General features: G+C 63.6%; 17 protein-coding genes. 7 read left to right on the plus strand and 10 right to left on the minus strand.

What is annotated here, in order from left to right; all coding sequences use genetic code 11:
• The first annotated feature begins 58 nt into the window (after positions 1–58).
• Genes Q1V51_RS12720 through Q1V51_RS12730 form a run of 3 tightly spaced genes read left to right on the plus strand, consistent with a single transcriptional unit; the run spans position 59 to position 3,094 of the window.
• Positions 59–1,285 (plus strand): nucleoside transporter C-terminal domain-containing protein, encoded by a 1,227-nt coding sequence (locus Q1V51_RS12720; RefSeq protein WP_300556935.1) that lies wholly within the window; start codon positions 59–61, stop codon positions 1,283–1,285.
• A 4-nt stretch (positions 1,286–1,289) separates the two neighbouring features.
• Positions 1,290–2,228, plus strand: coding sequence for a nucleoside hydrolase (locus tag Q1V51_RS12725; RefSeq protein WP_300556937.1), 939 nt, complete (start codon positions 1,290–1,292; stop codon positions 2,226–2,228).
• Positions 2,228–3,094 (plus strand): PfkB family carbohydrate kinase, encoded by an 867-nt coding sequence (locus tag Q1V51_RS12730; RefSeq protein WP_300556939.1) that lies wholly within the window; start codon positions 2,228–2,230, stop codon positions 3,092–3,094. The genes Q1V51_RS12725 and Q1V51_RS12730 overlap by 1 nt, the downstream gene beginning before the upstream one ends.
• Here Q1V51_RS12730 and Q1V51_RS12735 read toward each other — a convergent pair whose 3' ends face one another.
• The 4 genes from Q1V51_RS12735 to Q1V51_RS12750 form a co-directional block, all read right to left on the minus strand.
• Positions 3,095–3,538: a hypothetical protein gene (locus tag Q1V51_RS12735; RefSeq protein ID WP_300556941.1), complete on the minus strand. Its 444-nt coding sequence runs from the start codon at positions 3,536–3,538 to the stop codon at positions 3,095–3,097. It abuts the gene before it with no gap.
• Between the two features lie 4 nt (positions 3,539–3,542).
• A complete protein-coding gene (locus Q1V51_RS12740; RefSeq protein ID WP_300556943.1) occupies positions 3,543–5,906 on the minus strand; it encodes a hypothetical protein in 2,364 nt (787 codons plus the stop codon).
• Between the two features lie 183 nt (positions 5,907–6,089).
• Complete coding sequence (locus tag Q1V51_RS12745; RefSeq protein ID WP_300556945.1) at positions 6,090–8,417, minus strand: penicillin acylase family protein; 2,328 nt, start codon at positions 8,415–8,417, stop codon at positions 6,090–6,092.
• A gap of 102 nt (positions 8,418–8,519) precedes the next feature.
• Positions 8,520–9,677 carry a hypothetical protein gene (locus Q1V51_RS12750; RefSeq protein ID WP_300556947.1) on the minus strand — a complete coding sequence of 386 codons (1,158 nt, stop codon included), beginning with the start codon at positions 9,675–9,677 and terminating at the stop codon, positions 8,520–8,522.
• A gap of 218 nt (positions 9,678–9,895) precedes the next feature.
• On the opposite strand from Q1V51_RS12750, the gene ggt reads away from it, so the two are divergent.
• The gene (gene ggt / locus Q1V51_RS12755) at positions 9,896–11,680 is read left to right on the plus strand and encodes a gamma-glutamyltransferase (RefSeq protein ID WP_300556949.1); all 1,785 of its coding nucleotides are present in this window, start codon (positions 9,896–9,898) and stop codon (positions 11,678–11,680) included.
• 60 nt (positions 11,681–11,740) lie between these two features.
• Here ggt and Q1V51_RS12760 read toward each other — a convergent pair whose 3' ends face one another.
• A complete protein-coding gene (locus tag Q1V51_RS12760) occupies positions 11,741–13,408 on the minus strand; it encodes an aconitase X (protein WP_366522750.1) in 1,668 nt (555 codons plus the stop codon).
• A gap of 244 nt (positions 13,409–13,652) precedes the next feature.
• Here Q1V51_RS12760 and Q1V51_RS12765 point away from each other — a divergent pair, with 244 nt between their 5' ends.
• Complete coding sequence (locus tag Q1V51_RS12765; protein ID WP_300556953.1) at positions 13,653–15,953, plus strand: DVUA0089 family protein; 2,301 nt, start codon at positions 13,653–13,655, stop codon at positions 15,951–15,953.
• Between the two features lie 103 nt (positions 15,954–16,056).
• Here Q1V51_RS12765 and Q1V51_RS12770 read toward each other — a convergent pair whose 3' ends face one another.
• From Q1V51_RS12770 to Q1V51_RS12790, 5 genes are all read right to left on the minus strand, one after another.
• Positions 16,057–18,240, minus strand: coding sequence for a M3 family metallopeptidase (locus Q1V51_RS12770; RefSeq protein ID WP_300556955.1), 2,184 nt, complete (start codon positions 18,238–18,240; stop codon positions 16,057–16,059).
• Between the two features lie 117 nt (positions 18,241–18,357).
• Positions 18,358–19,458, minus strand: a complete 1,101-nt coding sequence (locus Q1V51_RS12775; protein WP_300556957.1) for a serine hydrolase domain-containing protein — start codon at positions 19,456–19,458, stop codon at positions 18,358–18,360.
• A 62-nt stretch (positions 19,459–19,520) separates the two neighbouring features.
• A complete protein-coding gene (gene murI / locus Q1V51_RS12780; RefSeq protein ID WP_300556959.1) occupies positions 19,521–20,333 on the minus strand; it encodes a glutamate racemase in 813 nt (270 codons plus the stop codon).
• 269 nt (positions 20,334–20,602) lie between these two features.
• A complete protein-coding gene (locus tag Q1V51_RS12785) occupies positions 20,603–21,682 on the minus strand; it encodes an NAD(P)/FAD-dependent oxidoreductase (RefSeq protein WP_300556961.1) in 1,080 nt (359 codons plus the stop codon).
• Positions 21,682–22,362: a cupin domain-containing protein gene (locus Q1V51_RS12790; protein WP_300556963.1), complete on the minus strand. Its 681-nt coding sequence runs from the start codon at positions 22,360–22,362 to the stop codon at positions 21,682–21,684. Before Q1V51_RS12790 ends, Q1V51_RS12785 begins: the two co-directional genes overlap by 1 nt.
• A gap of 129 nt (positions 22,363–22,491) precedes the next feature.
• Here Q1V51_RS12790 and Q1V51_RS12795 point away from each other — a divergent pair, with 129 nt between their 5' ends.
• Together Q1V51_RS12795 and Q1V51_RS12800 are read left to right on the plus strand one after the other, a co-directional pair.
• A complete protein-coding gene (locus Q1V51_RS12795) occupies positions 22,492–23,448 on the plus strand; it encodes a rhodanese-related sulfurtransferase (protein ID WP_300556966.1) in 957 nt (318 codons plus the stop codon).
• On the plus strand, positions 23,438–24,061 hold the full coding sequence (locus Q1V51_RS12800; RefSeq protein ID WP_300556968.1) for a glutathione S-transferase: 624 nt from the start codon (positions 23,438–23,440) through the stop codon (positions 24,059–24,061). The genes Q1V51_RS12795 and Q1V51_RS12800 overlap by 11 nt, the downstream gene beginning before the upstream one ends.
• Positions 24,062–24,255: the final 194 nt, after the last annotated feature.

Raw genomic sequence — 24,255 nt, forward strand, 5'->3', positions numbered from 1 at the left:
AGACTAAACACCTGTCCCGACGGGACAGCCGGCATGACCGGCATGGGGGAAACGACACATGAGTGCAAATCTGATCGCCGGCCTCGGGGCCCTGTTACTTCTGCTGATCGCATTCGTGTTCTCGACCAACCGGCGCAAGATCCGTCTGCGCACCGTTCTGAGCGCGCTTTTGCTGCAAGTGGGTATTGGTGGTCTGGTCCTGTTCCTGCCGATCGGACGCGATATCCTCGCGGCGCTGTCAGAAGGCATTACCCAGCTCCTCGCCTTTTCCCAGGCCGGTATCGAAATGGTGTTCGGGCCGCTGGTCTCTGAATCGGTGGGCTTCAGCTTTGCCCTCAATGTCCTGCCCGTCGTGATCTTCTTCTCGGCGCTGATGTCCGTGCTCTATCATATCGGCGTGATGCAATGGATCGTCCGCATTGTCGGTGTGGGTCTACACACGCTGCTGTCCGCCGGACGCGTTGTTTCGCTCAATGCCGCCGCCAACATCTTTGTTGGCCAGACCGAAGCGCCCCTGGTTATCCGCCCCTATCTGGACGGCATTACCAAGCCGCAGCTCTTCGCCATTATGACCTCCGGCCTCGCCTCCGTGGCCGGCACGGTCCTCGCCGCCTATGCCCAGATCGGTATCAGCGTGGAATACCTCCTCGCGGCCAGCTTCATGGCGGCGCCGGGGGGCCTGTTGATGGCCAGCATCATCATGCCGGCCGATGACGAGACCGACAAAGCCCAGGACATTCTCAAATCGCGGCCGGACCAGGAGCGTCATGCCAATGTGGTCATGGCCGCCGCGGTCGGGGCCAAGGATGGTCTGCACCTGGCCCTGAACATCGGTGCCATGCTGATCGCCTTTGTCTCCCTGATCGCACTGCTGAACGGGTTGATTGCCATTATCGCAGGCCTGCTCGGCGCTGAAGGCGTGACCATCCAGAGTATTCTCGGCATGATCCTGGCGCCGTTGATGATCGCCCTGAGCATTCCCGTGGCCGAGGCCCAGGCCGCCGGCGCGATTGTCGGCGAGAAGCTGGTGATCAATGAGTTCGTCGCCTATCTGACGCTGTCGGGCACGCTCGAGGACTTCTCGCCGCGCAGCCAGGCCATTCTCACCATCGCGCTGTGCGGTTTCGCCAATCTCAGCTCTGTCGGCATCCTGCTCGGCGGACTGGGCAGCCTGGTGCCGGACCGGATTTCCGAGATTGCCCGTTTCGGCCTGCGCGCCGTCCTCGCCGGTTCGCTCTCCAACCTGATGAGCGCGGCGATTGCCGGCATGTTGTTCACCGGGTGATCGGATGACGCATCAGGTCATCCTCGATTGCGATCCGGGGGTCGATGACTGCATCGCCCTGCTCGTCGCCCTGGGGGCATCGGACCGGATCGACCTGCAATCGATCTGCGTGGTCGCCGGCAATGTTCCCGTCGATGTCTGCGCGCGCAATGCGTTGGGCATTCTGGCGCTGGCCAAGCGCGACGGCCTGCCGGTCTATTCCGGCTGCGACCGTCCGCTGCGCGTCGCGCCGAGCTTTGCCGAGCATATCCATGGCCGCAGCGGCCTCGGCGATGCCACCCTGCCCGAGGCGATCGACAGCCTGCAGAGCGGGCACGCGGTCGATCATCTCTGTCAGGCGCTTTCGTCGGCCCAGCCCGGATCGATCACGCTGGTCATCACCGGGCCAATGACCAATTTCGCCGCCGCGCTGCAGCGGGACCCGTCGATCACACAGGCCGTACGCGAGCTGATCATCATGGGCGGCGCTGACCAGGCCGGCGGCAATATCACCGACTTTGCCGAGTTCAACATCTTTGCCGACCCGGATGCCGCCCGGATCGTGCTGGAAAGCGGTTGCCGCACCACGCTGATCGGGCTGGACGCAACGCTGCAGATCCGCTGCACCCCCGCGCGCATGCAGCGTCTGACGGGAACAGACCACCCCGCCAGCCAGACCTCGGCGGCCATGGTCGCGCATGTGAACCGGATCTATGGCGAGGTCTACGGGGCCGAGGGCGCGGCGCTGCATGACCCGTGCACCGTGGGTTATCTGCTCGAACCGGAGCTGTTCACCGGTCACGAGGTAGCCGTTGAGGTCGATTGCAGTGATGGCGAGACGCGTGGCCAGACACGTATCCATCCGCTCGACAATGCGGCGGGTTGGCCGCGGATCAACTGGGTGACCGGCCTGGATGACACCGCCCTGTTCGAGCTCATCGTCACCGAGATGGAGCGCTTGTGATGACCCAGACCATCACCGTCGTCGGATCGGTCAATCTGGACCTTGTCGTGCGCTGCGGCCAGCTACCCAAAGCCGGCGAGACGGTTCTGGGTGACGGTTTTGCCAAACACCCGGGCGGAAAAGGCGCCAATCAGGCCCTTGCGGCCCGGCGCCTCGGTGCCGCGGTCAATCTGATTGGCTGTGTCGGTGATGATGATGAAGCCGGGGCCGCCCTGTCGCTGCTACAGGCTGAAGGCGTGGATCTGTCCCGCTGCCGCAGCCTGGCCGGCACACCCACCGGTGTGGCGATCATCGCCGTCGAGCCGGAGGGCGACAATCAGATCGTCGTCGCCAGCGGCGCCAATGCACGCCTGACTGTCGCCGATCTGCCCGAACGCATCGAGGGCGCCCTGATCGGACAGCTGGAAACACCCGTAGACGTGCTTGCCGAAGCGCTGAACCGCTGCTCCGGCCTGACCAGTCTGAACCTCGCACCGGCCATGGAACTGGACGACAGCGTGCTCGCCCGGGCGGACCTTTGCGTCGTCAATGAAGCCGAGTGCGAATTCTATGGCCGGGAACGGCTGATTGCGGCCGGCGGCCTGACCGCCCTGACCCTCGGGGCCCGTGGTGCGATCCTGTTCAAGGATGGCGTGGAAATCGCCCGCGCCCGTCCGCCAAAGATTGTCCCGCATGATGCGACCGGGGCCGGCGACACCTTCGTCGCCGCCCTCACGCTCGCCCTGCTCGAGGGCCAGGCGCACCAGACCGCCCTGGAATTTGCCTGCGCTGCCGGTGCAGCCACCACGCTGACAGCCGGCGCACAACCGGCCCTGCCGGTGCGGTCAGCTGTCGAGGCACTGATGGCTGCCAACGCGGCGGGCTGATCACCGCGGCAAAGCCATGCCGGGGCGGGGCGCCAGTGTCCGCCCGCTTTCCAGTCGCGCCGCGATATCGCTTTCGACTTCGCGCATGCGCTCGACGTGCCCTTGGACGTCCCAAAGAACTTCCACGCCAGCGGGACCCAGGGCGACGAGACGATATCCTAGCAGGCTCCGCGCCTCAGCATAGGAAATAAGCAGATTGTCTATACCGTCCCCGGTCAGGTCTCCTTGCGCCATGACCGAGGCCATCCAGGCTTCGAAACGCCAGATCTCATGACCGGCCTGACTGACCTGCACCGTTTCACCGGGCACGCTGCCAAGCACGGCGATCTGATACATTGAAGGCTCAACAGTTTCACTGAAGCCGCCCGGTTGGTTCGGCAACAGGGCGCAGCCCGCCAGCACCGCAGCCGCAATCAAAAGCCCTGCTTCGCGAATGCCAGCCACCTGTCTAATCCTCATCAACATGACGCAATGCCCTCTGCACGCCATCGTAGAGATCAGGCGGGGAGTGCGGGCCACCACCGCCATGTCCGATAAAGGCCCTGCCATCATCGCTCATATCACTGATCACCTCGAATTCCGGACGCACTTCTAGACCGGCCCTGGCAGACCAACGGAATCCAAGGCCGCGAAACCCATAATTCGGCACATCCCCGAAGTGGCCGGCAATCCATTCGCCATCATCACTGATCGCGGTGATGGTCAAAGCCGCGGTTTCGGCGAACTCCGTCACCGGACGCGCCACACCGCCGACCTCCCAAATCATGCCATCGTTATGATGATAGGTACCACTCTCAGAGGTGATAGGGCGTACTGCGACACCCGCCATGAAACGCCCATTGGCGCTGACTGCGGTAATCTGGGCACCAACATAGCCGCTCGGCAAGGCGGCGCCAATAAAGGCCCCGTCCCGCCAGACGAGCGCACGTTGCCGGGCATCATGGGCGCCCTCACCCGCCGCGGTTCCATGCCCAACTATGACACGGCCATCGCCCGACATGGCGCGGATACCGTCGATGCCGGCCAGCGCGCCAAAGGCATTGATTTCGATGCCGGCGGGTAAAGGCAGATCGACCACGCCTTCATTTGCGCGCCAGAGGAAGGGTCGGACACGTCCATCGCCGGCAAGGCGTGTTCCGGCGATTAATTCACCATCGGCGCTGACCGCGGCAGCCGCATCCTGCTCGATCGCGGAACGAGCCGGCAGCAGGGCTTGCGGCTCACCCTGAAGCGTCCACCTCACCGGAAACCCGACAAGATTGCCGTCCGGTGTCAGCGCGTAAACATTCCCGACAGCGTAGTCCCCGGCCGGCGTGGCGTCGCGTATATGCGAATAGTTATAACCGTCGGGCATTTCGAGCGCCTGATGCCCGACCCCTTCACGCCAGACATAGGGCGCGGTCTCCTCATTCGGCCCGGAGCTCAAGGAACCGAAGATAATCTGTCCATCGGCAGCCAGCGCATCAGCACTCATGCCCGCCACACCGGTCGGCATCGGCAAGATCAGAAAGCCCGGCTGGCGCGGGCCCAGAGCATGGGTCAGCGTCGGCACCTCCGCTTCGTGATGCATGGGATAGTCCAGCACGCTGAGGACCTGCCCGGCCCCGCTCAGATAGAGCATCACGCCATCAAGCGCGCCATCGCCGAGAAAGCTCAGCTCTATTGTCTCGCCCGGCTCCAGCGTACGAAGCCCGCTGCTTCCGGACAAGACGATGCCGGCATCGGCGGACGGTGTCCGCATACGCGCATCGGCCCTGAAGCCGGTAATCGGTGTTGCACTCGTATTGCGGACCTGGAGCCGGTAGAGCGTAGTCTGGCTCTCAGTCGTGACCTCCAGCACATTGATACCCAGCGCCGTGTCAGCGATGACCGGCGGCTGCAGGGCGCGCTCGGCATACATGTCCTGCAAGCGTTCGCGCGCGGCTTCAGCCCGGGCCAGTGCCGCGGCGGCCTCGGCGGCAGCGCGCTCGGCCTCCGCTTCGCGCTGACGCTGCTGATACTCGGCCAGGTCGGCGGCCTGCTGGCGCAGGTATTCCGCCCGCTCCGCAGCGCGCTGAGCCTCTCGCGCCTCCAGTGCCTCGCGCGCTAGCTGATTTTGGTAGAGATCCACCTCCCGCTTGATCGCCAGGTCCCGCATCAGGCGCTCGACATGATCAGCTTCCGCTTGTGCCAGACGCTCCGCCGTGCGTTCCGCCCCGGTCAAGCCATAGCGATCACATCCCAGTTCGAAATCCCGTCGTGCCCGCATCATGTCATAAGCCATGGCGGCGAACTCCTGGTCCGTGCCTGTCTGGCCAGAGGTCTGACGCAGCCAGTTCACTACCGGCAGGATGCGGGCATTGAAACGGGGGCCGAGGAAATCATCAGCCATGGCGGCCGCGTAATCATCCGGCCACGCTGCAGCATTGGTATCGCGAGACAAGTTGGCGTAGAGCGCATTGAGACGGCCGCCGCCATAATGCTCCGCCGCCCGGATCCCCAGGGCTTCTCCCGTCGAGACCGCAGCGACGAAACCCGACGCCGCACTGCCGAGCACGACTGAGACACCCTTACCGATGACAAAATTCTGCGCGTGCCCATAAGCCGCGGCATAGTCGTCCTGGGCGATGGCCGCTCCGATCGCGGCCACGGTGAGCCCGTCAATGGCCGGCAGGCCCTGCGCGCCACCGGTGATGCTCGTGATCAGACCGTCGGCCAGTTGCGCGTCTGCATAAGCCAGTTCAATTGCGCTCGGCGCTGGAGCGGGCGCTTCGACCGCTCCCGTTTGCTCGACCCGCGGCTGAGCGCTGGCGGAGCTTATTGGCGCAACCATCAGAGCGCTGATAACAGCGACAACGCCCAGAAGCCCACGGCCAGCATCTAATTGGTTCGCGTTACCCATACTATTAGTATGGGCGCCGCCGAAGGCCCGAACAATTGCCGATCATGTGGCCTGATGCCGCAGAGTCCTGCTCCCCAGACCCCAGTCCTACAACGCGCAGTGTTTGAGCGCGCTCTAGCGCTCGAACACCGTCGATGACACCGCCGCGGCCCGAGCCTCATCCAGATCGAAGTACAGCGCTTCCCAGCCCTTGTTGGAGTAGAGCTCGGTCTGGTCGCCATAATGAGCCGAGGTCGGATCGGTTGACTGGGAATAGGTCAGCACGCCTTCACTGCGCACACCCTCGTCAGAGAACTCGACCGTCATGATCCAGCTGGACCCATGGCGCACGCTGGTCCATCCGGTACCGGGCACGGGGCTGCCGGGGATGATCATGTTGAACACGCCGGTTCCGGCCGGGCCGCCATGGATCGGGATGCGGGTATCGCCGCGCATCTCGCCCATCACCTCTCCCAGGGGCGCGTCCGCGGCCAGTTGCAGCTGGGACAGCTGATTGGCGGCCGCGCGCAAGGCCTCAAGAACGGCCGGGTCATCACTAGCCAGCCCGACCGGGGTGGTCGCCCCGTTCTCCGCATCAAAGGCCCCTTCAAAGACGGCGCCGCCCGACAGCAGATAGAGCGCCATGACATGGGCCCCGCGGCTGTCCAGATTGACTTTCAGATCCCAACCGGCGAGCGCATCGCACAAGGGCTGCAGATCCGCCTCGCCGCTTTCCAGACACACCTCGACGACGCTGTCGCGGAGCAGTTCGCCGCCATGGTGGCGGTTGGAATACATCACGGCCTGTACGGTCTCGAGATCAAAGCCCGCCTCACCGAAACCATCACTGCCCGCCAGGCGCTGGGCCATCTGATCCAGGGCCAGGCGGGTTCGCATGGAGCGCGGCGTGGCCTCGTCGCCCCAGATCGGGCTGTAGCCGGTCAGCGGCTGAGCCGGATTGGTCAGCCAGGGCGAGTCGTTCGACTGGGCGACAAAATCGGAGCGGAACAGATGCGGCGCATCGGCCGGTCCGAACACGCCCGGCGCGGTCGCGCCCTCCCCGTCAGCCCAGCGGCAGGTCGGGTCGGCGGCATTGAGGACCGGAATGCGCGCCTGCATCCAATAACCCTGGGCGAGCTCGGACGCGGCACACCGCATGACCATGGCCGTGTCGACATTCGGCACGAGCCCCATATCGCCGTAGAAGGCACCGCCGTCCTGATCAACGGCCATCGTGTTGAAAGCCGTCGCCTGATAGCGCGACAGTGCACCATGCAGTGTCTCGACATCATCGGCGGCATACATGGCCAGGTATTGATCGATAATGCGCAATCCGCCACTCGGGGCGGCAAAGGCGAAAGCCCGCTCCTGTGACCAGGGCATGCGCTGGGACACGGCGACGGGACCGAACTCGGTTTCCCAGATCGTGCGCGTGACCGAGGTCGTTGCACCCTCCTCGCCGAGGACCTCGACGGTAATGTCATTGGCCATCATGGCGTGGCTATGGCCATCGACAAGATAACGGGTCGGATCTTCCGGATCGAGCGTCAGCTCGTAATAGCCAAAGCGGCGCGCCGTCGAGACGGTATGGGTCCAGGCGATATTCTCTGTGTGACCAATGCCGACAAAAGGCGTGGTGATGAGCCCGGCGCCGACAACATTGAACTCGCCGGGAATGGTAAGCCCGACGCGATAGAAGCGCAGCGCCCCGTCCCAGGGATAGTGCGGATTGCCGAGCAGAACCGCGTCGACGCCCTCGCGGGTACCGTCTGATCCCACAGCATAGGCATTGGACCCCATGCCGCGGCGTTGCACCAGGAGGTCCTCGATGCGTGCTTCGCTATGGGTCGCCTCCTCACCGGCCGGAGGCTGGGCCGAGGTGACGGCCTCGATGGGTTGGCCAAAGGGCAGCGTCAGGGCGCCATACCAGATGTCATGCGCTGTGACGTCGCGAACCCAGGCCTCGCCGGCGCAGTTGGGGTCGGTGACCTCACCGGTGGCCAGAACATGGTTCACACCGTCAGCAAAGCCCTCGATGAAAGCGCGTGCATCCGCGCTCGGCGTGTCGACGGCACCGGGCTCGCCGGCCAGCAAGGCCTCGACGGCGCCGGAGTTACGGATGCGGCGATGATAAAGATCGCTGGCAATATTGGCGTTGTTGTCGCCTGCACCCAGAAAGGCCGCACGCTCGCCGCGCACCGTCATGGCGCGTTCCATCACCAGGCAGAGATTATCCTGTGCGGCGACAATCCCGGCTCCGTAACCGAGACCGTCATGATCAGACGCCACAATGCGCGGCACACCATAGGGCAGACGCAGGATCTCAACCGAAGCGGCACTCTCATCGCTCATGTTCGGTTGGGTGAAGCCGGCAACCGCCTGGCTGATCCCGGCACATCCGGCCAGAGCTCCCGACATGACGACACCGGCAAGAGCGGTGGTAAGCAAACTCCGCGACTTCATGGACGGATCTCCCCTGTAATCATTGGGGGACCCTAGCTTGGATCGCGCAGCACTGACCAGTGCCGGGATCACGATGCAGCCAATCAGTCTTTCGCCGCAGGCTCAGCGCGCCGCTTGCCGTTCAAGGGCCGCGGTCAGATCGGGCACCTCAACCTGGTTTGCGCAGCCGGCTCCTGCATCGATGACACAGGCGAAATACTCCACCAGCGCGGCTTCCATGGTCGCCGGCGTCCAGTGTTCGATCCCGGGCAGGATCATCGAGTTGAAATCGCTCATGCCGAAGTCGCGATAGATATCAGCCACGAGCGGGACCCGCTGCACGGTCGAGGCTCCAAGCGTCTCATTGACCCAATGCGCCTGCTCGCATGAATAGGAATCCGAGCCGAAATCCTCGCAGCTGAACGGCGGTTCGGTGACGGAATCATTTTCGTCGACACCGCCCTGGAACAGCAAAACCGGGGTCGCGCGCAAGGCGTCGGCATTCAGGCTTCCACCGGCAATCCGGTCGAGGTTACCGACCCCGACCGGATAGGTCAGAGTTTCACCCGCATAACGTTCCAGCGGCAGGATCGGCAGGCCGCCGACACCGCCTGCCGCCACTCCGCGAACGCGCTCAGGGTGCAGGACGGTCATGCGGGTGACGAAATCCGCCGCGGCTGAAAAGCCCCAGAACAGAGCATCTTCGCTGGTGGCATAACCGCTGGCCGCCAGCTTGGGGCGGGCATCATCGAGCATGGCGATCAATTGCAGATCGGGCCGCGCATGACGCGGGTCGTCTGCGGTCATCGCCGCCTCGGTGAGCGCGTGGATGTAGAGATTGCCATCACCGTTCTCGAGCAGCGGACGCGGAAAGGCCGGGGTCAGCATTGGCGTGTTCAGATGGCGCCCGAAATCGACGTAGAGCTGCTCATTGCGAATGAGCGCCCAGTATTCATGGGTCTCCTGCGGGGCGCCCCAGAGTGCGTCATTATTGGGTTGGATGAGAAGCGGATGCCCAGCCGGGACCTGTTCCGGCATGTGCAGGAAATAAGGCCAGTAGAACCCGGCGTCCGGGTTGGCTTCGATCCGGTAGATACGACGCGTTTCCAGCGCGCCCTCATAGGTGTGGGTGTCGGCCGCCGGGCCAACCGGCTGGCCGATATGATCGGGGACCCGGCTCGCGGGGTCGAATGCCGCCACGCGGGCACGCGGATCAATCTCCTGGGCCCAGCCCGGACCCGAAGCCAACAAGACCAGACCGGCCACCAACGCATGCTTCATTTCAACTGCCCCCTGACGGCATCTATCGGGCAAGCCATCGCCCGGCTCATAATCGTGAAGGCGTGAGTATACAGCTCGGCCGACGACAACAATCGGGACGCTTGGCGCCGCAGTCCCGCGTCGGACCGCGACCCATTCGGCATGGACCCTGATCCCCCTCGCGCTATGTTCGCCGGGAGTTGCCGGCCAGCGCAACGCGTAATGCAAAGGGGAGAAGCATGAAAAATTCCGTCACCGCACTGGGCGCCGCCGCCCTCATGGCGGCTCTGGATTCCGGCGTCGCCGCCAACGCACAGTCCTATCCGGGCGACCGCGTCAGCGGCGAGCATTTTGCCACGCGTTCGGTCACCACGGCGACCCAGGGCATGGCTGCTACCGCGCATCCCCTGGCCAGCCAGGTCGCGATCAATGTGCTGCAGTCGGGCGGCAATGCCGTCGATGCGGCGATTGCTGCCAACGCCGCCATTGGCCTCATGGAGCCGACCGGGAATGGCATTGGCGGTGATATCTTCGTGATCATCTGGGATCCGGAAACCCGCCAGGTCTACGGCATCAATGGTGCTGGCCGCTCGCCCATGGGACTGAGCTATGACGACGTCGTCGAGACACTGGGTGAAGGCAATGCCATCCCGCCTCTCGGCGCCATGCCGGTCTCTGTGCCCGGAACGGTCGATGGCTGGTTCGCCATGCATGAGCGTTTCGGCTCCATGCCGATGGATGAGATCCTCGCGCCGGCGATCCGCTATGCCGAGAACGGTTTCCCGCTCACCGAGACGATCGCCTACTACTGGGAGCGCAATATGCGCATCCTTGATGGCCGCTTTGCCAATGGCGAGTTCGAGGAATTCGCCAATGCCCAGGCGACCTATCTGACCGAAGACGGCGATGCGCCACGCGAGGGCGAAATTTTCCGCAATCCCGACCTCGCCAATACCTATCGCCTGATCGCCGAGGGCGGCCGGGACGCTTTCTATGACGGTCCGATCGCCCAGACCATCCATGACTATATGGAGCGGATCGGCGGCTGGATTGCCTATGAGGATCTCGCCGCCCATCGTACCGAATGGGTCGAACCGCTGAGCGTCAATTATCGCGGCTATGACGTCTGGGAATTGCCGCCGCAGGGCCAGGGCATCGCCGCCCTGCAAATGCTGCAGACGCTGGAAGCCTATGACCTCTCCTCCATGGGGTTCATGAGCGCGGAGGCCATCCACCTGATGGTCGAAGCCAAGCGTCTCGCCTTCGAGGACCGGGCCCGCTTCTATTCCGACCCGGCCTTCTATGACGAAGCCGATCCGCACGCGCTTTATGCGGAGCTGATCAGCGACGACTATGCCGACACCCGGCGCGCCCTGATTTCGACCGAAGCGGCGATGCAAAGCGTCACCCATGGTGATCCGCGTATCATCGAGGATGGCGACACCACCTATCTCACCGTGGCCGATGGCAATGGCATGATGGTCTCGCTGATCCAATCCAACTTCCGCGGCATGGGTTCGGGCCTGGTGCCGGACGGCCTCGGCTTCATGCTGCAGAACCGCGGCGAGCTGTTCAGCCTCGATCCGAACCACCCCAATGTCTACGAGCCGGGCAAGCGCCCCTTCCACACCATCATCCCGGCCATGATCACGCGCGGCGGCGAGGCCTTCATGAGCTTCGGCCTGATGGGCGGCGCCATGCAGCCCCAGGGTCATGTCCAGATCATCACCTCGGTGATCGATTTTGGGCTCAACATCCAGCAAGCCGGGGATGCGGCGCGCTGGCGTCATGACGGCTCCACCTCGGAAACCGGACAAGCGGACGAAACCGCCGGCGTCGGCGTCCTGTCAGTGGAAAGCGGCATGCCGCAAGACGTCCGCGATGCCCTCACCGCACTCGGCCACGAGGTCGTCGATGGCGATGGCGGTTTCGGCGGCTACCAGGCCATCCTGCGCGACCCGGAAACCGGTGTGCTCTACGGCGCCAGTGAAATGCGCAAGGACGGCGCGGCGCAGGGCTACTGATCCCGGCCATCAACACCTGACATCAAACGCCCGGTCCCGTTTGCGCGGGGCCGGGCTTTTTTAGGCCAACCAGTGCGGCGCCTGGACCGCTGCCGTCCCGCTTTTCGCCGCCACAGCGCACTCGGCAAGGCTCCCCAGACGCAGGGTGCATCCCGTCAGGCTCGGGCCGTAATGGGCGTATTTGCCGGAATTGGTCAGGATGTTGCGCGCATTGGCCGGAAACAGCGGCTTGGAAATCGAGCACCAGCATACATCCGACACAAGGGTGACCCCGAGGCGTTCGAGCCGCTCGAGCGTGCCATCCTCGGCGATCTCGCGCTTTTCCGACCGCCCGATAGTGACGATCACACTGACGCCGCTGGCGACCGGCTCCTCGCCCATCAATTCAGCGAAGGCCCGGCATTCCGGGGCCGACATGTGCGGGCTGCCCAGGGCCACAAGATCAATCGCGTCCGGCCCCTGATTGAGCGCGCGCCAGGCCCGTTCGAGCTCGGTCTTGCCAATCGACACGCGCTCCAGCGTACCGTCTACACCATCCCGCGCTTCCGGGGTGACGCCCTCAATATGCAGCATGGGCGCGCCCGAGGTGGTTCCAAACGCCGCACACAGCGCCTTGAGCTCATCCGGCCCGGGCTGGAGTGCAGCGAGACCGGTGAGAAGCGGGATGCGGTCCGGGGCGAGCCGGCCAGCCAGCCAGCCCAGAAGCGGCCACACCGTGTCGTCAGCTGCGTCCGGAACCTCAATATCGATCGCCAGCGCCGGGGCGCGATTGGCGTCAAGATAAACACCGGACATCGGCGCCCGCCCGGTCATGGCGATCATCAGGTCGAGGAAATCGGGATGCTTGTTGGTACGCGCCCCTAGGGCACTATTGGCATAGATCACGGCATTGGATTCGGACCAGCCAATGCGCTCGCCGGCCGTTGGCTTGTTTTCGAGCAGATAGGGCGCACACGTGAAGCTCGGCTGCGCGCCCATGGCCAGATAGGCCTCGGCGAGCCGGCTGGCTGGCCCGCCGAAATCAGCGGGGACGCCCTGCGCGCGCCAATTGGGAAGGTCGACCGAGATCGCATTCATCGTCGTCGGGACCCGCACCGAAGCGCCCTTCTCTTGCATGGCTTCGGCGAAGACAAGATTGGCCGGACTGGCATAGATACAGCCATCGATATGCACGCGGGACACGTCGATCAGCCGGTTTGCGCCTTGGAGAAGGGCGACCGTGCAGATCGTTTCCATGGCCAGCTGGACAGCCGCCCCCTCACCGCCCGCCAGCATGGCCTCGTCCTGCGCGGACAGGCTCAGCCCGGACCGGTCGAGCGGGCTCAAAGCCAGTGAGAGATCGCCGGCGCGGAGCTGGCCCTGCCGCAACTCGGCCTGGGCGCTGCGGGACAGAGCCTCATAGCTTGCCGCCCCGAGCCGGATGACCGCAATGCTCGCTCCGAACATGACATTGGCCAGAATGGCGCCGAGGGTGAGCACATCCTCTGCCTCGCGGAAGACCAGAGCCGCCGGGGCATGACCGGCCAGGGCGAGGCCGAGCAGGACGGAACTGCCGGTGCAGGAGCCCCGTGAGGTCGGCATCATCAAGACCTTGCCGGCGACCGACTGACCGTATTGGGGATGATGCGCATCGACGATCACGCCGGTCTGCGGATCAACCCCGCCCCAGAAACTCAGCCCTTCTTCGCAATACAGTACAGGCGCGACCAGTTCTCCGGGCTGGATCAGAGTATCCGCGGGATGAGGCGGCCCGGGATTGGTGGCATCATGGCTCAAGGGGTGACCTGTTTATTCCGTTACACGCGTCTTCCCCCATAACCGGAGAATTCGAGCCCGCTGTAAACACCAATCTTGACCGCAAAGCCCGGCGCCCGGTGCCGGAGTGTCTTGCCTCTCCCGCTTGTTGCATCGCGCATATAAGGCTATGCCCGGGAATAGCGCGTCAGTGCGGACAGGACGCAAGGGGAACATTATGCGTAATCAGCTTTTGGTATCGGCAGCCATGGGTCTGGCGGTTTACGGGTTTGCCGGCGTGGCATACGCCGCACCACATCATGAGCATGGCCACAAACAGGACGACGGCACCGGCATCGCCGGGACCGTGACCGAGGCCGAACCGGAATTCCGGCACCAGTTCGAACTGGAGGCCGGCCAGATTGTCACGCTGACGACGCAGTCGGAGGAGAATTTCGACACCGTCCTGACCCTGCTCGGCGCAGGCGGCAAACCGATCACGCAGAATGATGATGCCGACCCGACCACGCTGCAGTCGCTGATCCTGTTTGTTGCTCCGGAAAGCGGCACCTATAGCGCGTCTGTCACCGGCTATGGCGGCACCACGGGCAGTTTTGAACTCCACATCGAAGAGGGTATTGATTTCGGCCTCTCCGATGCAGCGGTGATTTATACCGAAGGCGCTGTCAGCCTCACGAACCGCCAACGCACTCACGATTATCAGCTGACGCTGGCTGAGGGCGACATCCTGGTCGCCTCGACCGAGGCGCTGACCGAGGGGCTCGACACCACTCTCGTCCTGCTTGACGGATCCGGCGACATCATCGCCCTGAATGATGATCGCGGCGATGGCAGCCTGAATTCCCAGATCACTCACCTGATCGAGGCCAGTGGCGACTATACGGTGCGCGCGGGCAGTTTCAGCGGCTCCGATACCGGAGAACTTTTCTTCTCGGTCGCGACGGATCCCAATGCGGAACTCCCCTTCGACTTCACCTCTATCGAGGGCGAAAGCATTGCTGTTGATGAAGACCGGATCGATGACAGCCATCCGGTCTATCGCCGCCCGATCACGATCGCGGAAGGCCAGACGCTTTATGCCTATGTTGACCGCGTCGACGGCGATCTCGACCCCGTTTTGCGGCTGCTCGGCCCGGACGGCATGCCGGTTGCGATGAATGATGACCGCGGCGATGGCTCGCTCAACTCCGCCTTTGCCTATACCGCCCCGGCCAGCGGCGAATATATCGTCGAAGTGGACCGTTATGGCGGTGGCCCCACCTCCGGCGGCTTCAGCCTCAACCTGTCCTGGGTCCCCGCCTCGGTCCTGGAAGTCCTCCAGGCCCTGCGCGAATCCATCGTGACGCTGAGCGGTGACCCTCAGAGCTTCCGCACCGAGGATTTCGTCGTCAATTATACGCTCGATGGCGAGGACAGCACCTCCCTGGCCTATGCCCAAAGCGTCGGTGACGCGCTGCAGCATGCGCTGGAAGAACAGCTAGGTCGCATGGGCTGGCGCGAGCCGGTGCGCGATGCCGACGGCCTCTACCGCGCCTTTGTCGCCGATGCCGGCGGCTCGATGGGCGTGACCTATCCGGTCGAAACCGTATTCGACAATCCGCACACCGCCGACATCCGCGAACCGCTGGCTTCTCGGACCGTTTTCGTGGTGGAGAATGATTTCGAGGGCTTCGACGAGAAAGAAGCGCCGGTCGACAGCCTGATGCGGGCGACGGCGACGCATGAGTTCGCTCACGTCGTCCAGTTCGGTTACGATTCCGAGGAAGGTCTTGACTGGCTCTACGAGTCCACCGCGTCCTGGATCGAGACCGTCACCGTCGGGCACCATCAGGACGCGACCGATTACGTCGAAACCGATTATCAGCGTCCCGAACTGTGCTGGACGACCAGTGAAGGCGGGTTCGATTATTCCCAGTGGACGCTTTTACAGTCCCTGGCCGACGTCCATGGCGAACGCGTTGTGGTACGGATCTGGGAAAACGCCGTCGAGCATGATGGCTTCGACACCATGTCAGTGACCCTCGACGAGGTTGGCACCGACATTCCGGCAGCGCTGCGACGCTGGCGGGCCCAGAACTTCGCCATGGCCTATGAGCTGGCGCCGTTGTTTGACCGCCCGGTAGCGCTGCACCGCAGCCTCAACAGCGCGGAAAGCTGGACTTCGAAATTCGGCCCGCAGCAATTAGGTGCCAATTATATCGAGCTCGACCTGGATGGCCGCCACGAGATTTCCCTGAGCGGGAATGACACGCTTGAGCTTGTCGCCCTGGGCCATCGCGATGGCCGTGTGGATGTCATCGAGCTCGGACAAGGGGGTGTCGTTGACCCGCAGGCCTATGACTATCTCGGCCTGATGGTGTTCAACCCGGTGGTGCCGGACGCTCCGGGCGAATGCTCGGCGGGCATGTACACGCTGGATATCAACGAGACCCGCCAAGCCGCCTCGCAGAGCGTGTCCTACAGCTTCGACGCGCCGCATTTTACGGCGCCGACGCCGGTGTCACAGGCCGCGCAATAGGTATCATCGTCTGAACGGGAGGCCACCTCCCGGCGACACAAAAAAGGCGCAGGCCGGTCTCACCGGTCTGCGCCTTTTTCTTGGGGCCGGTCAGGCCTGGGCTCTAGCCACCGGCATCGGTGTCAAAACCGCGATTGCGCAACAGCGGCTCGACACTCGGCTCACGGCCGCGGAAGCCGACATAGGCATCCATGGCTGGCAGGGTGTCGCCAGCAGAGAAGACACTGTCGAGCAGCTTCTGAGCCAGTTCCGGATCGAAGATGTCGCCCGCTTCCTCGAAGGCGGCAAAGCCGTCATTGTCCAGCACGCCAGCCCAGAGATAGCTGTAATAGCCGGCCGAATAGCCCTCACCTGCGAACGTGTGCAGGAAGTGTGGGGAACGGTGGCGCATCGGAATGGCGTCCAGATTCTCGCGGCTGGCCAGCACCTCGTCCTCGAAGGCGTGGATATCGATATCGCCTGGCTCGGTGTTGAGGTGGTAGGCCATGTCGACAAAGCCGGAGTTGAGGAACTCAACCGTGGCGAAGCCCTGGTTGAAGGTCTGTGCCTCCAGCACCCGCTCGAGCAGTTCCGGAGGCATCGGCTCTCCGGTCTCGTAATGCAAGGCAAAGCGCTCGAGAACTTCCGGTTGCTCCAACCAGTGTTCATAGATCTGCGCCGGGAATTCCACGAAATCGCGGTCCACCGCCGTGCCGGCGAGGCTGGGATAATCGGTGTTGGACAACAACCCGTGCAGACCATGGCCGAACTCGTGGAACAGCGTGCTCGCATCGATGAAGGACAGGAGCGCCGGCTCCCCATCGGCGGGCTTGTTGTAGTTACAGTTGTTTATGATGATCGGGATATCACCGCTAATGCCGTTCTGCGCCCGGAAGCTGGACATCCAGGCGCCGCCCCGCTTGCCCGGGCGAGCGAAATAGTCGCCGTAGAACAGGCCGACGACGTCGCCATCGCTATTGGTCATCTCCCAGACACGGACGTCGGGATGATAAACCTCCATATCGGTGCGCTCGGTGAAGGAGATCCCGAACAGGCGCTCGGCGACGTAGAACTGGGCCTCGATCATATTGTCGAGCTGGAGGTAGGATTTCACCTCGCTCGGGTCGAGGTCATAGCGCTCGGCGCGAACCTGTTCGGTGTAATAGCGCCAGTCCCACGGCATGACGTCGTGGTCGAGACCGGCCGCAGCGATGCGGGCTTCAATATCGGCCTGTTCTTCAAGCGCGCGTTCGCGGGCCGGCCACCAGACCTGCTCCATCAGCGAGGTCGCCGCCAGCGGCGTGCCGGCCATGGTGCCACCGGTGCGGTAATGCGCGAAAGTCTCATAGCCCAGCAGGTTGGCCATCTCGAGACGCAGGCGAAGGATGTCGCGGATCGTGTCGTGATTATTGTTGGCGTTTTCATTGTCGCCACGGCTGGTCCAGGCGCGCCAGGCCTGTTCGCGCAGTTCGCGGTTCGGCGAGGTCTGCAGGAAGGGCTCGACGCTGGACCGCGCCAGGGTGATCACATGGCCATCCAGGCCGCGATCAGCCGCCGCGCCAGCGGCCGCGGACACGACGAAGTCCGGCAAGCCTTCAAGATCCTCGGCGTCGAGCGCCATGGTCCAGCTTTCCCGGTCCGCCTGCTCATTCTGGGCGAACTGGGTGTACAGACCGGCCAGGCCCGAGCGGACGTCAGCAAAGCGCTGGCGGTCATCGCCTTCGAGCTGGGCGCCAGCACGGACGAAATCATGGTGCGTGACTTCCAGAAGGCGCAGCTGCTGCGGCTCCAGGTCGAGGCTCTCGCGCTGCTGATACAGGCTGTCGATGCGGGCAAACAGATCGGCATTGAGCGTGATCGAGGCGGAGTGCGCCGCCATGCGCGGGCTCATCTCGCGCTGGATGGCGCGGATCTCTTCATTGCTGGCCGAGCTGGCCAGATTGAAGAAGACGCTGCTCATACGGCCCAGCAGGGCGCCGGACTGTTCCATCGCCAGGAGCGTATTGTCGAAGGTCGGGGCTTCCGGATTATTGGCGATCGCCTCGATCTCTGCCGAATGGGCGGCCATGGCTACGTCAAAAGCCGGCAGAAAATGTTCTTCCTCGATGGCATCGAAGGGCGGTGCCTCATGCGGCGTATTCCATGCGCCCAGCAACGGATTCTCCGATGCCGGCACAGCCGCCTCGGCGACTTCCGTCGTGTCGGCAACAGGCGTGCCGGCGGTTTCACTCGGGTCCGCGGCTTGCGGCGAACAGGCGGCGAGCAGCAGCACGGAACTGGCTGCGCTCAGGAGCATTGCGGCTTTCATGACAAATCCCTTGGCAAACTAAGGATGTTATAATGTAACAATAACCTAGCGGAGCGGTCGGCAAAGCTCAACATTACCAGTGCGTCATGTGCAGGCCGGGAACCGTTGTCGTCGCAATTACTGGCTCGGGTATTCGCCAACGAGATCGTGCACCAGCGTGCGCATGGTACCGAAATCGCTTTGATCCAGCGTCACGGCAGCAATTGCGATATCGAGCTCCGGAACGTAGACCGAATAAGTGCCCCAGAACCCGCTGTGGGAGTAAGCGGTTACGCCGCCAATTTCCTCGACGAAAACCCCCAGGCGATAGCGTTCGGGGGCAACCTGGCCTGGCGCGTCCAGCATCACGCTCAAAGTCGCGGGATCGTCAAACACCTCGCCGCGGAACAGCCCCCGCCAGAAACGGGCCATATCACGAGGACTGGCAATCAGTCCGCCACCACCATACAGGTCCATCGACCCATTAAAGCCGGTCGCGTCGATCTCGCCGAGATATTGGTGCGCCCTGGGCGCTATTGCCGCGCCGGGCTGCTCCACCTGCTCCCACCAGGTCTGGTCCAGACCGACCGTGTCGAAACGCAGGAGGCGGCGGACAGCCGCGGCAAGCGTTTCTCCGGTGATCCGTTCAATGATGTGGCCAAGCAGGACATAGCCGGTGTCGGAATACACGAAGGCCTCGCCCGGCGGCCCGAGCGGATCATGGTTCACGGTCAGGAGCTCGACCTGGTGCGCCCGCGTCCACTGCCGCTGCGTGTCTTCGAACACTGCAGCCACATAGGCTTCATCAGCATGATCCGGCATGCCGGAATTGTGCATCAGCAGGTGGCGCGGTGTGATCAGGTCGGTGCGATAACCGTCCTCTGCAAGGATTGCGTTGAACGCCGGGTCAATCAGTCCCTCGATCGGGTCATCGAGAGGCGCCAGCCCGCTTTCCCAGAGCCTCAGATAGGCTGCCGCAACATAGGTTTTGGTGTTACTGGCGATGCGGACCGGCGTCTGCGCATCCAGCGCCCGACCATCGGGCGCAGCATTGCCGAAAGCTGCGCCGGCACTTGCGCCCGCCTCTGCGCCTTCAATCCAGACGGCCAGACCCGCCATATCGGGATGAGCCGCATCGACCTCGGCGAGCCGACTCTCGAGCTGGCCCGCATTCTCGGCGTGAGGTGAACAGGCCAGCAGGGTACCGGCGGCGATGATGATCAGGAATTGGCGCAGCATGTTGTTCCCGGCTCCAGCGTTTATTGCGCCCGGATCACAGGCGCCCCGGCGAAGACTAGCCATCAGGCCAGCCGGTGCAATGGCTCAGCCAGCGCAAAGCCGAAACGGGCCAGCGCCCGCGCATACCCCGCCTCCGCCTCGACCCCGGCCGTCAGCAAGGCGCTGTCGCCGGCGGCGGCTTGGCCCCTCTCCGGCAGCAAGTCATCCACCCGGCGCGCAATCGCCGAACCGGTGTCGAGATAGCTCCAGGCATGCGGGGCCGTCGCTTCCAGCTCGGCCTGCAGCAAGGGATAGTGCGTGCAACCGAGGACCAGCGTGTCCACCTCTTCCCCCCGCGGTGCCTGGCGGATGGCGTGCTGCAGCCCGCGCAGAAGGTCCAGATCTGGCGCCGCGCCGGCAAGAACCGCTTCGGCCTCGCGGGCCAGACCTTCAGCCGGCTGGACGATGAAATGGCGGCCCGCGCCATGATCGCGTACCAGCGCATCGATATAGCCGGACTGGGCCGTGCGCGGCGTCGCCAGCACGCCGATGACACCGGAGCGGGACTGCTCGGCAGCCGGCTTGATGCCGGGCACCGTCCCGACGACCGGCAATTCCAGCGCCTCGCGCAACTCGTTCAGGGCGATCGTCGATGCGGTATTGCAGGCCAGAACCACCAGGCGCGGCCGCTCCCGGTCGACCGCAGCGCTGATGACGTCGATCACGCGCTGTTTGAGGAAGGCGTCGGCTTTGAGCCCGTAGGGAAAGGCGGCGTTATCGGCCAGATAGCGCAGCGGCAGATCCGGGCGGCGCTGGCGAATCTCCGCCGCGACGGAAAGACCGCCAAGGCCTGAGTCGAACACCAAGACCGGGCTGGAAACGGGGCTGTCGGTCAAACGCCTACTCCGCCAAGTGCACCCGCCTGCGGGCAACACGCTGAAATCATGTCCCGGTTTCTACCCCTGCTCGGCATTGCGGTACAGGGGGAGATTACCCGCAGGATTTCTGTGCCTTTTGAGAGCAAGTGGAGTATACTTATTCTTGAAAGGGATTTTCATGGACCCGATTCAAATCGCCTGCTGGGATGTGTTCGGCAATGTCATTCGCCGCACCTGCCCGGATTGCACCACCGGTCAATCGCGCCTGTCCTGGTATCAGGACTGGTTCAAGCTGATGCGCGCACCGGCTGTTCAGCCAGCTGTTGCAGCGCCCGCTGCCCGGAAAGCAGCGCTCCCTCGATAAGCCCGCCGCTTTCGCTGATCGTCTCGGCACCGGCAAAGGCGATACGCCCGTCAAACCAGGTCTGCTCGAACACGGCTCCGCCATAATGCGGGTGACCGCCGCGATAGCGGCGATCGGCTTCGGTGGCGGTAAACCTTTCCTGCGACCAATCCAGCAGATGCGTTTCCAGAGGTGAGCGCGCCGCTTCGCCAAAAAGACGGGTAAATTGGTCCAGCACCTTGCCGGTGAGCCCCTCACCTTCGCGAGTCCGCTGCTCAGCCGGCCAGCCAATAAAGGCAAACAAAACGCCCAGCGACCCGTCGGCCGGGCTTTGATCGGCGATTTCCATGACCGGGCCCTCGCGGCTGGCGCCACCGCCCGACAGGCCCTGCTCGCGCCAGAAGGGACGCTCATAGACTGCGATCAGCTTGGCATGCGCCCCCATCCAGGTCGGCAGCCCCTGCAGCGCCCGCGACAAGTCGGGGGACAGCCCCGGCTCCCACACAAGCAGGTCGGCCAGGCGCGGCGGCAAGGCGATAATCGCCTGGTCGGCGGTATGGCTTGCCCCGCCTACTGTCTCGATTTCAACGCCCTTGCCGCTTCGCACCGTGGCCGCAATTTCACCGGTCCGGATCGTACCCGCCGGCAATTGAGCCGCGAGCCCCTCGACCAAACCGGACGCCCCGCCGGGAAAGCGGATGGCGTCGCCATACCGGCACGGCGCGGCAAAACGCTGGACCTGGCCGCCTTCTTCATAGCTGAAGGCGCCGGTTTCGTATTGTGGGGCCGCGTCAACGCCGAGAGCGCGTCGCAGGGTTTCAAGCCGGGTCTGATAGGCCGGCCACATCCAGGCCGGGCCGAGATCCGCATGCCCTCCCCCGCCGGCCAGGGGCTGGCTGAGAATGCGCCCGCCGATACGGTCCCGCGCTTCCAGCACGGTTACGTCAAAACCGGCTTCGCGGCCGGCCACGGCAGCAGAAAGGCCGCTCATGCCCGCACCCAGAACCAGCAAGCTGCGCGCCATCAGGACGCCTCCGGCACGCGGATATCACGCAAATGCCCGGTCTTTCGCCAGACCTTCACCGGTGCAGACCCGGTCTTGATCACGGCCTCATAGCCATCGGGAAGGCGAAGCCAGCTCCCGGCCGTAAACGTCTCGCCCGCTTCGGCAAACTCACCTTCGACGACATAGATCTCTGCGCCGCCATCCGTGCTCAGGGTGAGCTCGGTGTCAGCTGTCCAGCGCTCGTGGGCCACGTCCTCCAGCTCGGAGCTGAACAGGGTTTGCACGCTGACACCCGGCCTTTCGGGATCAGCGATGAAATCAGGAAACTCGGTCTGATAGCGAATTTGCGTCAGATCGTCCGGGTCAAACTGCCAGAGCTTGACCAGGATCGTACATCCCGGCGCCGACCCGGGCGTATGCGACGTTCCCGGCGGATTGCGCACATAGCTGCCGGCGGGATAATCGCCATGCTCATCCTGGAACACCCCGTCGAGCACGAGAAACTCCTCGCCGCCACCATGGATGTGCGGGGAGAAGGAATTGCCCGGCGCATAGCGCACAATCGATGTCGCCCGCGCCACTTCGTCGCCGATCCGGTCCAGCATCTTGCGCTCGACCCCGGCCATCGGTGAAGCGCGCCAGGGATTGTCGGCATCATGCACCGCGGCCCGGACCGCAAAATCCGCATTGAGTTCCATCTTCAGCCTCCAGCCTATCTAGTGATAGGTATATGGGTGTCGCGTGGTCGTATTCAAGGCCTGCAACCGGGCTTTGGGCTTGGTCACCGGGCTTGCTATATAGCCCGCAAAATAAACAAGGCCGTTGCCATGTCGCGCTATCTCGTCGCTGCACTCTACAAATTCGCCCCGCTTAACGCCGATGCCCCCCTGCAGGCGCGGATCAAATCCGTGTGCGAGGCTGAGGATGTTTACGGCACGCTATTGCTGGCCGATGAAGGCATCAACGGCACGATTGCCGGTCCGCAGGCCGGGATCGAGGCCGTGCTGGCCGATTTGCGCACCCTGCCCGGTTTCGCGGACCTGGAGCACAAGGAAAGCTGGGCCGACGAGCAACCCTTCCTGCGCATGAAAGTGCGATTGAAGAAAGAGATCGTCACCATGGGTGTGCCGGGCACCGACCCCACCCAGATCGTCGGGACCTATGTCGAGCCGGAAGACTGGAATGACCTGATCACCGCCGAGGACGTCGTCACCATTGATACGCGCAATGATTACGAGGTCCGCATCGGCCAGTTCGACGGCGCCATTGACCCGCAGACAGTAAACTTCCGCGAATTCCCGGACTGGTTCCGCCAATTCCGCCAAGGCCGCCCGAATGCTCGCATTGCCATGTACTGCACCGGCGGCATTCGCTGCGAGAAGGCAACCGCCTTCGTCAAATCCGAGGGCATTGACGATGTCTATCATCTCAAGGGCGGGATCTTGAAATACCTGGAGACCGTGCCCGAGGAAGACAGCCTGTGGCGCGGCGAGTGTTTCGTCTTTGATCGCCGGGTTGCCGTCAAGCACGGTCTGGAATTGGGCAGCTACACGCTGTGCCATGCCTGCCGCGAACCGCTGGGCCCGGAAGACCTCAAGTCCGATCTCTTCATCGCCGGCCAGCAGTGCCCGCATTGTGCCGATCGCTATAGCGCAGCCGACCGCGCCCGTTTCGCCGAACGCGAACGCCAGGAGCAACTCGCGGTTCAACGCGGTGTGCGCCATATCGGGGCCCGCCCGGAAGACCTGGCGGATCTGCAGCAGGTCGAGGGCGATGAGCGCTAGCCGGCCCATCCTCTATTCCTTCCGGCGCTGCCCCTACGCCATGCGGGCACGCCTGGCGCTGGATGTCAGCGGCGTCGCCGTGGAGCACCGGGAAATCCTGCTCAAGGACAAGCCCCAGGCCATGCTGGAGGCCTCACCGAAGGGAACGGTTCCGGTTCTGGTTCTTGCCGACGGACGCGTGCTCGAGGAAAGCCTGGACGTGATGAACTGGGCGCTGCAGCAGAACGATCCGGAAGGCTGGCTTGACCAGGATCCGCGCACAGCCTCATGGATCGCGGCCAATGACGGCCCATTCAAGCGCGCTCTGGACCGCTATAAATACGCCGGCCGATTTGACGATGCCGACGAAACCGTGGAGCGGGAAAAGGCCGCTGAATGCCTGCGCGCGCTGGATCGCGTGCTGTGCGACCAGACCTGGCTGGCGGGAGACAAACCCGGTTTGGCCGACAATGCGATTTTTCCTTTTGTGCGCCAGTTCGCGATGACTGACCGCGTCTGGTTCGATGCCCAGACCTGGCCCGCTCTGATCCTCTGGCTCGATCAGCTGCTGAACAGCGAGCGCTTTACCAACATTATGGAAAAACACGAAATATGGACACCCGGCGCAAAGTGATCGCGTTAACCTGCTGACTTGTTTGTGCAACGCAGCATCGAGCCGTTTTTGTGCATTTCATAGAACTGATGCAATTAGATCGCACTCAGATCCTAAGTGACACCTCGCACTCAGTGAGGCCTGTCACTGAAATGAAATATCCGCTAACGGATCGCCCGTCGCTCACCAGCCCCGGAGATTCCAATCATCCGGGG

Origin of the sequence: Maricaulis sp. (assembly GCF_030149235.1) — a bacterium.
GTDB lineage: Bacteria > Pseudomonadota > Alphaproteobacteria > Caulobacterales > Maricaulaceae > Maricaulis.